Source organism: Herpetosiphonaceae bacterium, from assembly GCA_036374795.1.
In the GTDB taxonomy this organism is placed as follows: domain Bacteria; phylum Chloroflexota; class Chloroflexia; order Chloroflexales; family Kallotenuaceae; genus LB3-1.
Genome location: DASUTC010000307.1, coordinates 16187 through 28100, shown reverse-complemented (window position 1 = coordinate 28100; position 11914 = coordinate 16187). Strand labels below are relative to the sequence as shown.

Genomic DNA, 11914 nt, shown 5'->3' with positions numbered 1-11914 from the left:
TGCGCGCTCCACCTTTGCAGCGATTCCCCAGGTGCGCGCCTGTGTGCTGAGCAGTGTTGAGCGGCGACGAGGGCGGTACACCGTCTTCTCATTCTGGATGCGAGCGTTCTCATTTTCCGTGCTGATCGTGACCTTAACGGTCGCTGTCGTCCGATTAATCGCCGATCATAACACCATTCTTTCGATGATCGCGCAAGCCGCCGCTTGATGAGCTATTGACTGATCGGGTATACTGAGAATACCATCACGGTGACGCCGAATAACGCGCTGTGTGAGCAATCGAAGCGCAGCATAGTGTCTACTACGCATCAAGGCGCTCGTCGTACACGGTTGATACCCCCCACATGGCAGCATCCGCTGCCGTCAGGAGGTAGAAGCTCACGTAAGCTCAAGGCGCTCATCTCGATCAAACGATTGCCACTTCAATAATGCAGAATCGCGGCGCATATTGGGGAGCCTGCCAATTCTGCATCAGCACGGGGACTGTTTGGGGAACGCCCCCAGACCACGCCTGACGGCGCAACAAGGAGCATTGCAATGCAGCTAGCCCGACAAGCACGGCATTCGATCTTCTCACGAACGCTGCTGTACATCGTCATTCCAATCATCGTGATCGGAGCACTGCTGATGTCACGAGGAGTTGTCTCAACGGCGGCATCGAATCCTGCTCAGCCCTACGTTCTGACCTTCCCTGAAGGCAGCGGAAACGTCGTGGTGATCCCAAGCAAGAATAAAGTGCAATTCGTTGTCTCGCTCGAAGGCTTAGCCGACGGAGAGTACGAGATTGCGCTTGAGGGCGACTCCGGCCAGGGCGCGATGTTTGGTGCCGGAAACGCGCACCTGCAAGCGGGCCAGCTCTCCGGCGATACCGCCATCCGGCCCCATGTCGGAAACATCCTCATGTGGGCGGTGCATCCTGAGCGGGTCGTGCAGCAAACCAGCAATCCGCGCGTCGTCGTCTATCAGACCGGCGGCGAGCGCAAAGCGGTTGCAAGCGTCGCGCTGCCGAAGTAGCGCTGCCGAGGGACCAAGAGAACAAACGATAGAACAAGGGAGCAAGCGAACAAGCCAATTAAGCCTTGTTCCTTTGTTCTTTTATTCTTTTGTTCGTGTATCCCCAGGCCCTTTGGCCTTTGGTCTAGCTTGACTCCACCCCCGCCATCGACTATACTTCGCACTACAAAAGCGACGACGGGGAAGAGTAAACTGTTGACGCTGCATCAGAGAGCCTGCGGCAGGTGCGAGCAGGCGCAGCAGATAGCTTGAAAATCACCCCTGAGCTGATCGCCGAACCGTCGAGACGGGCCGTGCGTCCGCAGACCTAGTAGACCGATCCGGCCTCGCCAGCCGTTACCCAGACGGAGATGTGATAGCATCTCACCGAGCGGGCGCAGCAATGCGCCAAGCGGGGTGGTACCGCGGGGTGATAACGCCTCGTCCCCTTTCTGTTGGGGACGGGGTTTTTTGATCCCTGCCGCAGCGGATCGCCAGATGCGGAACACATCATAGACCGAGAGAGCCTGCCGCAGGTGGGCCAGGAAAGGAGCGTAGCATGGCTTTCAAACCCGTTGACACCCGTGTTTCGTTTCCCGCGCTCGAAAGCGAGATCGCCCAGTGGTGGCGCGAGAGCGATGTGATCAAACGATCGCTCGAAAGCGGTGATCGGAACAGGCCGTTCATCTTCTTCGAGGGGCCGCCGACGGCCAACGGCAAGCCCGGCGTGCATCACGTCGAGGCGCGTGTAACCAAAGATATCATCAACCGCTTCCAGCGTATGCAGGGCCACTATGTGATCGGCGCGCGCGGCGGCTGGGATACGCACGGCCTGCCCGTGGAAGTCGAGGTCGAAAAAGAGCTTGGCTTCCGGGGCAAGCCCGACATCGAAAAGTACGGCATCGAGGCGTTCAACGCCAAATGTAAGGAGAGCGTCGGGCGCTACGTCGCGGAGTTCGAGCGGCTGACCGAGCGCATCGCCTACTGGCTCGACCTTGAGAATCCGTACGTCACTTACGACAACAGCTACGTCGAGTCGCTGTGGTGGATCGTCAAGGAGCTGTGGCAGCGCGATCTGCTCTTCCGCGACTACAAGACGACGTGGCACTGCCCGCGCTGCGGCACGACGCTGGCCGACGCGGAGGTCGCGCTCGGCTACGAGGACAATACCGACGATCCCTCGGTCTGGATCAACTTCAAGGTCAGGCCGACCGATCACGCGCTGGCGGGCAGGCTGGAGGGCGCGTCCCTGCTGGCCTGGACAACCACGCCGTGGACGCTTCCGGCGAACGTGTCGCTGGCGGTCAAGCCCGACGCCGACTACGCGCTGGTGGAGAAAGACGGCGCTCGCTACGTCATGGCGCGGGCGCTCGTGGAGCAAGTGCTGGGCGAGGACGCGCAGGTGCTCGCTACCGTGGAAGGCCATACGCTGGTCGATCTGCGCTACGAGCCGCTCTTCGAGGGCGTGCCCGGCCCAGGCGAAACCGTCGATTGGAGCACGGCTTATCGCGTCGTGGCCGACGATTTCGTCTCGCTGGAGGACGGCACCGGCATCGTGCATATCGCTCCGGCCTACGGCGATCTTGAGATCGGGCGCAGGTACGGCATGCCGACGCTCTTCTCGGTCGATCTGAACGGCGCGGTCTTGCCTGAGTTCAACGAGCTTGGCTTCGGCGGAATGTTCTTCAAAGACGCCGATCCGCTGATCACGCGCAACCTCAAGCAGCGCGGCCTGCTCTTCAAGAGCGGACGGGTCAAGCACACCTATCCCTTCTGCTGGCGCTGCAAGACGCCGCTGCTGAACTACGCCAAGCGCTCGTGGTACATCCGCACCACGGCCAAAAAGGACCAGCTGATCGCCAACAACCAGCAGATCCACTGGGTGCCCGATCACATCAAGAACGGACGCTTCGGCAACTGGCTGGAGAACAACATCGACTGGGCGATCTCGCGCGAGCGCTACTGGGGCACGCCGCTGCCAATCTGGACCTGCGAGGAGTGCGGCCAGGTCGAGGTGATCGGCTCGGTCAAGGATCTGAGCGAGCGGGCAGGACAGGATCTTTCCAGCCTGGATCTGCACCGGCCCTTCGTCGACGCGCCGAGCTGGGATTGTGCCGCGTGCGGCAGCGGCGGCATGAAGCGCGTTCCCGACGTGGCCGACGCCTGGTTTGACAGCGGATCGATGCCTGTGGCGCAGTGGCACTATCCCTTCGAGAACCAGGAGCTATTCCAGGTGGCGGGCCAGGCCGACTTCATTTCGGAGGCGATCGACCAGACGCGCGGCTGGTTCTACACGCTGCACGCCGTCTCGACGCTGCTCTTCGACCGGCCAGCGTTCAAGAACGTGATCTGCCTGGGCCATATCCTCGACGTGCGCGGCGAGAAAATGTCGAAGTCGCGCGGCAATGTCGTCGATCCGTTCATGCTGGTCGATCAGTACGGCGCGGACGCGACCCGCTGGTACATGTACGCCAGCGCGCCGCCGTACAACCCGCGCCGGTTCGCGCCGGAGCATGTCGGCGAGATGCTGCGCCAGTTTATGCTGACGCTGTGGAACACCTACAGCTTCTTTGTCACATACGCCAACCTCGACGGCTGGAAGCCTGCGCAGGGCACGGCGGCGACGGAGGGGCTGCAAGACATCGACCGCTGGGCGCTGGCAAGCCTCAACAAGCTGGTAGCCGAGGTCACGGCGGATCTGGCCGACTACGACATCTACCAGCCGACCAAGCGGATCGAGACGTTTGTCGAGGAGCTGTCGAACTGGTACGTTCGGCGCAACCGGCGGCGCTTCTGGAAATCGGAGAGCGACGCCGACAAGAACGCGGCCTACTCCACCCTGTACACCTGTCTGGTGACGCTTGCCAAGCTGCTCGCGCCGTTCACGCCGTTCCTCAGCGAGGCGATGTACCGCAACCTGGTGGCGGAGCACCACCCAGAGGGTACCCGCGACGCGCCGGTGAGCGTCCATCTCGCTCCGTGGCCGACCGTCGACGAGGCGGCGATCGATCAGCAGTTGCTCGACGACACCGAGACGCTGCTTCACGCGGTCACTGCCGGTCGCGCCGCCCGCAAGCAGAGCGGCGTCAAAGTGCGGCAGCCGCTTCAATCATTGCTGGTGCGCGCGCCGACAGCCACGCAGACCAACGCGCTGCGGCGGTTCGAGGAGGAGCTGCGCGACGAGTTGAACGTCAAGGCCGTCAGGTACCTTGGCCCAGCGGGCAACCCCGGCGCGGGAATGGTCGAGTACCGCTTCAAGCCCAACCTGAAGCTCGTCGGCAAGAAGTACGGCAAGCAGGTGCCGAGCATCAAAGCCGCGCTTGAGCAGTTGAGCGGCTCGGATGCCGCCGAGGCCGGACGTCGCGCCGAGGCGGGCCAGCCGATCGCGCTGACGGTCGATGGGCAGCCGCTGGAGCTGCTGGCGGAGGAGGTGCTGGTCGAAAGCTCGTCGCCGGAGGGCTACGCCGTGGCCGAGGACGGCGGCGTGCTCGTCGCGCTCGATACCACGCTGACCGACGAGCTACGCCAGGAGGGCGCGGCGCGCGATCTGGTGCGTGTGATTCAGGATGCGCGCAAAGAGGCGGGCTTCGAGATCGCCGACCGGATCGAGCTGTACCTGAGCGGCCTGGGCGCGCATCACGAGGGCGTGTCGCTGGATCAGGTGGTCGAGCGCTACGGCAGCTACATCAAGGGCGAAACGCTCGCCAAAGCGCTGCACCTGGGCGCGGTGCCGCAGCAGGGCCACGTGATGAAGGTCGAGATCGGCGGCGTGCCGCTTGAGATCGGCATCCTGCGGGCATAGGGCCAGAGTCAGAAGCCAATCGATCCGCAGACCGCGTCAGACAGAGCAGGACGAGCGTTCAATGGGGCGCTCGTCCTGTCTGCTATAGCGCTCCGGGCTATACGCGCATAGCCCAAATGGGCTATATTAAACCTGTTCTAAACCGGTTATGATCCCTGAGTGTGAGAGGATCGTTTCCGCCCCTGTCGGTGCCCGCCTCGTCCTGCTTGCAGCGCCGGGCATACGCCGGAGTCATACGAGCACCCGACTCCCGGCATCCGTTTTTAGCAAGGAGAATATCATGCGGAGGAAGATCGTCGCCGTTTTGTCGCTCGTTGCCGTGCTGCTCGCCACGATCGCGCCTGCCAAAGCGATCACCTATGGCGAGCTAGACGGCGATCGCCACCCCAACGTCGGCGCGATGGTCGCGGAGTGGCGCGCTCCCGGCCAGAAAGACCTCTTTTGCTCCGGCACGCTGATCTCGCCCACCGTCTTTGTCACCGCCGCCCACTGCACCGCCTACCTTCAGTCGCGCGGGATTAACCATGTGTGGGTCATGTTCGACGCACACTTCGATCCGGCAACGTCGACCTTCCATCATGGCGTGATGCACACCAACCCGGCCTACAGCCAGCGCCAGGATGATACCGGCGACATCGCCGTAATCGTCCTCGATCGCGCGATCCGCAATATCACCCCGGCCCGGCTGCCAACCGCGAATCTGCTCGATCAGATGGCGGTGCAGAACGGCCTGAAGGACCAGACCTTCACCGCCGTTGGCTATGGCGTGCTGGAGCCGACCCGCGCCGATGGGCAGCCCGTCTTCACCGACAACGACGATCGCCGCGTCGCAACATCGCGCTTCGATGCGCTCAACCCGACGTTCCTGCGCCTCTCGCAGAACGACGCGACGGGCGACGGCGGCACCTGCTACGGCGATTCGGGCGGCCCGAACTTCCTCGGCACCACCGACATCCTTGCCGCAGTGACGACGACCGGCGACTCGCAGTGCTGGGCGACCAACGTCGACTATCGCACCGATACGGCGTCGGCTCGTGCCTTCCTTGGCAATTATGTCACGCTGCCGTAGCCGCTAGCCCGATCAGCTTACTCATCGCCAACGCGCCCCGATTCAGCATCGAGGCGCGTTCGTGTATCCGGGGCTGAGCACCAAAACGTTCGCCGCGCCGATCGACCGCCGAAGATTCATACACACGTCACGGGGTGTGGTATAATCCCACCACAGACCTCTTACGAATCGCCTGTATCAACCACAAGACCCAGACTCGTCACACGCACTCGGATGCTGTATACATCCCTGATCATCGCACCTCGCATCCTCTAGCCACATGTAAGCCAGCAGGATCCGTTAGTGTCCGCCGGGTATCCAAGGAGGAAACGATGCGGAGAACTATGATCGTCGTCCTGTCGCTTGTTGCCGCGCTGCTCGCCACGATCGCGCCCGCCAGAGCGATCACCTATGGCGAGCTAGACGGCAATCGTCACCCCAATGTCGGCGCGATCGTCGCGGAGTGGCGTCCGTCCGGCGAGAAAGACCTGCTGTGCTCCGGCACGCTGATCTCGCCGACGGTGTTTCTAACGGCTGCGCACTGCACCGCCTTTCTTGAGTCGCGCGGCATTAGCGAGGTGTGGGTTACGTTCGACTCGCACTTCGATCCGGCGACGGCGACGCTGTATCCCGGCGTGATGTACACCAACCCGGCCTACAGCCAGCGCCAGGATGATACCGGCGACATCGCCGTGATCGTCCTCGATCAGCCGATAACCCATCTGACGCCCGCTCGCCTGCCAACCGCTGGACTGTTCGATCAGATGGCGGCACAGAACGGGCTGAAGGACCAGACCTTCACCGCCGTGGGCTATGGCACGCTGGAGCCAACGCGGGGCAATGGTCGTCCGGTCTTCACCGACAATGTCGATCGGCGCATGTCCACATCGCGCTTCAACGCGCTCAACAAGACCTTTATGCGCCTCTCGCAGAACAATGCCACGGGCGATAGCGGCACCTGCTACGGCGATTCGGGCGGTCCCAACTTCCTCGGCACCACCGACATCATCGCCGGCATCACCATTACCGGCGACATCCAGTGCTGGGCAACCAACGTGATCTACCGCCTCGATACCCAGTCGACGCGCGATTTCCTCAGCAGCTTTGTAGCGCTGCCCTAGCAACAAACCGGCTCGTAGAATCGAACACCGCTCGATCGCCTTCACGATCGAGCGGTGGTGCTGTGTATCCCGCTCCTCAGCCGATCAGCGCCGCCCGGTCGATGCCGGGCAAATTAAGCTGCATCTCGGCCTCGCCGCGCATGCCCAGCACCGAGCGCAGCGTGTCGATCACCTGCTGGCGATCCTCGGCCACATTCACCACATCCAGATCGTCGGTTTCGATCGTCACCACGGGGCAGAGATCGAAGCGCCGCAGCCACTCCTCGTAGCGCCGGTTAAGATGCTCCAGGTACGAGCGCGGGATCGTGCTCTCGGACGATCGCGCCCGGCCATTGATCCGCTTTGTCAGGGTTGTGACGTTGGCGCGCAGATAGATCATCAGAGTCGGCGGCGCGACCGAGTGGGTGAGCGCCTGGTACAGCCGCCGATAGGTGCGAAAATCGCGGTGCGAGAGAATGCCCTGCTCCAGCAAGCCTTTGACGAAAACCTCGTAGTCCTCGTACATCGAGCGATCTTGCACGACCGAGATCGGCGTGTCGGCAATCTCCTGCTGCTGCTCGAAGCGCTGCGACAAAAACCAGATTTGCGAGTGAAAGCCCCAGCGCTCACGGTCGGCGTAGTAGTCATCCAGATACGGATGGTCGGCGACCAGCTCGTAGTAGGGCTGCCAGCCGAACACATCCGCCAGGATGCCGACCAGCGTCGACTTGCCGACACCGATATTTCCGGCAATACTGACGTAATGCCGCCGCGTATGTGGTTCCGTCGCCACAGATTTGCTCCCATGTGACAGCTAGCCGCTTGCTCGCCGCTCGTAACGATCGCCGCGATTATAGCATACTGCTCCTGCCCAAGAGCACAGATCTGAACATATGTGTCATAGATAGCGGCTGGAACCGGAGCAGCGAGCGGGTCAAGGGTGGGCGGTGCCGCTCAGGGTAGCACCGCCCCAGGCTGTCGGACGAGACATATCGCGAGACGAGCAGGCGATCGGCGGACGCGCTAGCCGCCGAAGGGCACGCGGAGCTGCATGGCGGTGCCCTGGCCGGGCTGCGAGTGAATGCTCCAGCTTCCGCCGATCAGTTGTGCGCGCTCGCGCATATTCAGCAGCCCGAAGCTGCCGCGCTGCATGTAGCTGCCCTGCGTGTGCTGTACATCGAAGCCCCGGCCATTATCGCGGATCTCAATCGCCAGCGCCGCGCCGTCCTCGCGCAGCCTGATCCAGACATCGCTGGCGGCGGCGTGCTTGCGAACGTTGCTCAGCGCCTCCTGAATGATGATAAACACGGCGGACTCGGCCTCGACCGGAAGCCGCCGCAGGCTCGTGGGCGCGTCCAGGTGAATCAGCAGCTCGTCCGATCGGTAGAAGCGCGCGACGTACTTGTGCAGCACGACCACCAGGCCCTCTTCGGCGATGCCCAGCGGACGCAGCTCGTACAGCACCGTGCGCAGATCTTGCGTCGCGCGCCGTAGCTGCTCGGCCAGGCCATCCAGCGCGCGGGACAACTGCTCCGGCGCTCGCTCGGCCACCCGCCGCACGTATTGCACGTTGAGTTCGGCGACGGCAACCTGCTGCGCGGGGCCGTCGTGGAGATCGCGCGCCATCTGCGTCCGCACCTCAACCTCGCGGCGAAGCAGCCGCTCACGCTCGATCCGCAGCGCCTCTGCCAGCTCAAGCGCCTCTGCCTCCGCGTGCTTCCAGCGCATGTACTGGCCGATCTGGCTGCCGAACGTGGTCAGCAGCGCGACCAGATGCGGATCGGAGGATCTGGCGGCGCGGCTGAATAATCCGAGCACTCCGCAGCGCTCACCGCCCACATGCAGCGGCACGGCGCACGCCGCGCGGAATGGCGTCTCAAGAGCGCTCGACGATCCCAGCAGATCGGCTTCGGTCAGCTCGCCGTCGACCCACAGCGGCCCGCCGCTGGTCCAGGCCCGCCCGGCAAGGCCCAGGCGCGCACCTGAGAGTGCTTGCCGATCGAGCGCCGCGTCTAGCTCACCCTCAAGCGCGGGCGCTTGCCATGTTGCTACCGATCGCAGCGCGGCGGTCTGCGGATCGGCACCCCAGACGACACCCAGATCCCAGCCCAGATGCTCGCAGCACAGCCGGAGAACCCTGGTCAGCGTCTCCTCAAGCGGGGCGGACTCCGCCAGCGCGCCTGTCACAGCGCTGTGCAGGCTGAGATGCACATCCAACTGCGTCCTCGTCCGGCGCTCGGCACGGTCGGCGGTGATCTGTCGTGTCAGCGCGTCGATCAGGAGATTGGCCGCCAGATCAAGCTCATCCAGCGCGATCATCGGATCGGGAGCGACGAAATGCAGCGCGCCGACATGCGTCCCCTGCGCGCTCAACGGCATCGTCAGCAGTTGGACATCCGCGCACTCGTGCCATAGCGGACAGGTCTGGCGTGGCGATAGGCGGCTCTCGGCCTGGCGCAGCTCGTGCCGCACGTACTCGGTTAACATGCCGTGGCTGGCGCTCATCGCCGACTCGTGCGGGGGATGATAGGTGATCATACAGGCGCTGGCAGCAGCACCGCCGCACATCATCTCGGCTGCTGCCGTCAGCAGTTGCTCCATGTTTCGCACATCCAACCTTGCTAAAAAAGAGAGCTGTCGCCAGCGTGGCAGGCTGCTCGACGGCGGGGAGATCGGATCTTCAAGGATGACATCCATCAGCGTAGCCCCTTGCGTAAACGTCTGGAAATGAACGGGACCGAACCAATCACATCGGCGGCTGACAGCCGCGCGGCAACACCGGCATCTGCGATAGCATGGAATATTGAGCTTTGAGCTTTGAGTTTCGCGTGCAGGCCCTCACCCCGGGCCGGGGTACCATGCCGGGTGCCCTTTGGGCATGGCACCCGGTCTGGCACCCCCGCTCCCCTGGCCCCTGGCACAGAGCGGGGAGCAACGAGCTATTTTGTTCTTTGTTCTCTGCGCTTTGTTCTTTCGTTTGGTTCTTGGTGCTTGGTTCTTGGTATGCCCACAGGGCGCCCGTTCCTGGTTCTCCGGGCCTAACCCCGCATTAACCGCCAAGATCGAGCGACTGGAGCCGCGCCTCGGACGGCTGGCCGGATGCGTCCCAGCCATGCGCCGTATAGTACTGCGCCAAAAGCTGCGTGAGGTCGGGCACCTGTCCCGCCGCGCGTCCCTCGCTCAGAGACGTCTCGCGCCAGCGACGCGGCAGCGTATCGTTGACGCCATTGCGGGCTAGCGTCATGCGCTCAAGCGTCACGATCCGCTCGCCGAGCTTCGCCAGACTGGCCGATGTCCACTTCACGCCCGTCACCAGCGAGGCTAGCTCGGCCATCTCGCCGGGCGTGATGGCGTAGGCCAGCAGCCCCCAGCGACGGCAAAGGCCCAGCGCGTCCAGCGCAGCGCCAAAGCGCTCGTGCCACAGCAGGCGGCTGACATCCACGGGCACATCCGGCGCGCGGCTAAAGTCGGGCAGGTGCTCCGGCGCGGCTGGCAGCAGCCCCGACAGCGGCAGCGCCATGCGATAATCGCCCGGCCAGGTGCTCGTCGCCAGGTGCAGCGCCAGAATTGGCAGGGGACGCGGATCGATCGGCGACATCGCGCCGCCGTAGACCTGCGGTGCCCAGACTTCGCTGCTCCAGAAGATCGCCTGCATCTCGCCGACGCCCAGGCTGAGCACGCCGCCGACGCCTTCTTTGCGCCCGATCTTCTCGATCACGTCCAGCAACACCTGACCGTCGGCCCAGGGCAGCGCGGGCGTCCGATGCAAGCCCTGCTGCTGGCACTCCATCAAAAACGCAATCGCGGCTGCCGTCGCCGTCACATCCAGTCCCAGCCGCAGGCAGCGCTCGTTCGCGAGCAGCACCACCTCCAGATCGGCAATCCCGCAGCGCACGCCAAAGCCAAGCACGGCCTCCAGATCGGGGCGGGGCAGCGGGCTGCCATCGCGCTGGACGAACTCGGCGTAGCACGGCAGCGGACAGTTCCCATGCGCGTGCTGCTTGCCGCGCAGCGCCAGCGTCGAGCGCGACAGCGCCAGCATGCCGCCGAAGACACCATCCTGGCCGTTGCGTCCCGTCACCGCGCCGTGGTCGTTCAGCAGGTTGATGTAGGCCGCGCTGCCGAAGCGCCGCACATCGACGGCCAGCGGTGACGTTTCGCAGCGCTGCGTCAAGGTCTGCTCAAGCTGGCGTAATCCCGCCGCATCATGGACGCTCAGCGGCTCGCCGCCGTGAACCACAATCGCCTTGATCCGCTTGGCGGCCATCACTGCCCCGGCTCCGGCAGGCTCGACCGGATACCGCCCATCGACGACCGGCGTGGCATACGCGACACCTGCCTCGCCCGCCGGTCCAAGCGCCAGCACGCGCGCGTCCTCGCCGTACTCCGCCCGCAGTGCCACCGCCGTCGAAACCGTATCCAGGCCCACGAAGTTAGCCGCCGGGTGAATCTCGGCACCGTCGGGCGAGATACGGATGATCGACCAATCTTCGGCCACACCGGCGACGATCAGCAGCGACAGCCCCGCTCGTCGCAAGGCATTGCCCCAGTCGCCCTCGGCCCAGCCCTGCGACAGCACGCCGGTCAGCGGCGCGATGGTGCCCACAAAGATGCCAGCGGTGCCGAGCGCGCCGGTTCCCTGTAACAGGCCAGGCGCGAAGATCAATGGATTTTCGGGAGCCAGCGGCGAAAGATCGGCGGGGAGGCCCGCGAGCAGCTTCCCGGTAAGACCCCGGCCACCCCCGAAGAGCGTCTGCCAGGTCGGCGGCAGCGCGCGACGTTGCTGCCCGTGTGTTTCAAGATGGATGCGCAAAGCGGTCGCAGAATCATTCATCATTGCGGTATTAAACGAGGTAGCCTGGTAGCCCACAATGGCGCGACGGTCTTGTTTCGTCGTAGCACAGACGGCTGCAAACAACCGCATACCCTGAGCCGTCATGCTATAATCCCAAGCCCAGACCCAGATATTCG

General features: G+C 63.8%; 8 protein-coding genes and 1 other annotated feature. Of the genes, 5 read left to right on the top strand and 3 right to left on the bottom strand.

Features of this window, described 5'->3' with window-relative positions:
- The 5 genes from VFZ66_24070 to VFZ66_24050 all read left to right on the top strand — a co-directional run.
- The coding region (locus tag VFZ66_24070) for a hypothetical protein (protein HEX6292286.1) at positions 1–208 on the top strand (208 nt) is incomplete at its 5' end.
- A 329-nt stretch (positions 209–537) separates the two neighbouring features.
- Complete coding sequence (locus VFZ66_24065; GenBank protein HEX6292285.1) at positions 538–1014, top strand: hypothetical protein; 477 nt, start codon at positions 538–540, stop codon at positions 1012–1014.
- A gap of 165 nt (positions 1015–1179) precedes the next feature.
- Positions 1180–1445 (top strand) — a binding site (T-box leader).
- Positions 1446–1552: 107 nt separating this feature from the next.
- Positions 1553–4795 (top strand): isoleucine--tRNA ligase, encoded by a 3243-nt coding sequence (gene ileS, locus VFZ66_24060; GenBank protein HEX6292284.1) that lies wholly within the window; start codon positions 1553–1555, stop codon positions 4793–4795.
- A gap of 280 nt (positions 4796–5075) precedes the next feature.
- Positions 5076–5864, top strand: coding sequence for a trypsin-like serine protease (locus VFZ66_24055; GenBank protein ID HEX6292283.1), 789 nt, complete (start codon positions 5076–5078; stop codon positions 5862–5864).
- A gap of 311 nt (positions 5865–6175) precedes the next feature.
- Positions 6176–6964: a trypsin-like serine protease gene (locus VFZ66_24050; GenBank protein HEX6292282.1), complete on the top strand. Its 789-nt coding sequence runs from the start codon at positions 6176–6178 to the stop codon at positions 6962–6964.
- 76 nt (positions 6965–7040) lie between these two features.
- Here VFZ66_24050 and VFZ66_24045 read toward each other — a convergent pair whose 3' ends face one another.
- The 3 genes from VFZ66_24045 to VFZ66_24035 form a co-directional block, all read right to left on the bottom strand.
- The gene (locus VFZ66_24045) at positions 7041–7736 is read right to left on the bottom strand and encodes a deoxynucleoside kinase (protein ID HEX6292281.1); all 696 of its coding nucleotides are present in this window, start codon (positions 7734–7736) and stop codon (positions 7041–7043) included.
- 230 nt (positions 7737–7966) lie between these two features.
- Complete coding sequence (locus tag VFZ66_24040; GenBank protein HEX6292280.1) at positions 7967–9544, bottom strand: GAF domain-containing sensor histidine kinase; 1578 nt, start codon at positions 9542–9544, stop codon at positions 7967–7969.
- Positions 9545–9992: 448 nt separating this feature from the next.
- A complete protein-coding gene (locus VFZ66_24035; GenBank protein HEX6292279.1) occupies positions 9993–11756 on the bottom strand; it encodes an aldehyde ferredoxin oxidoreductase C-terminal domain-containing protein in 1764 nt (587 codons plus the stop codon).
- Between the last annotated feature and the right edge of the window lie 158 nt (positions 11757–11914).

Excerpts from the sequence above, each read along its gene's own strand:
- VFZ66_24040 (HEX6292280.1), bottom strand. The coding sequence starts at position 9,544 with ATGGAGCAACTGCTGACGGCAGCAGCCGAGATGATGTGCGGCGGTGCT.
- VFZ66_24065 (HEX6292285.1), top strand. The coding sequence starts at position 538 with ATGCAGCTAGCCCGACAAGCACGGCATTCGATCTTCTCACGAACGCTG.
- VFZ66_24050 (HEX6292282.1), top strand. The coding sequence starts at position 6,176 with ATGCGGAGAACTATGATCGTCGTCCTGTCGCTTGTTGCCGCGCTGCTC.
- ileS (HEX6292284.1), top strand. The coding sequence starts at position 1,553 with ATGGCTTTCAAACCCGTTGACACCCGTGTTTCGTTTCCCGCGCTCGAA.
- VFZ66_24055 (HEX6292283.1), top strand. The coding sequence starts at position 5,076 with ATGCGGAGGAAGATCGTCGCCGTTTTGTCGCTCGTTGCCGTGCTGCTC.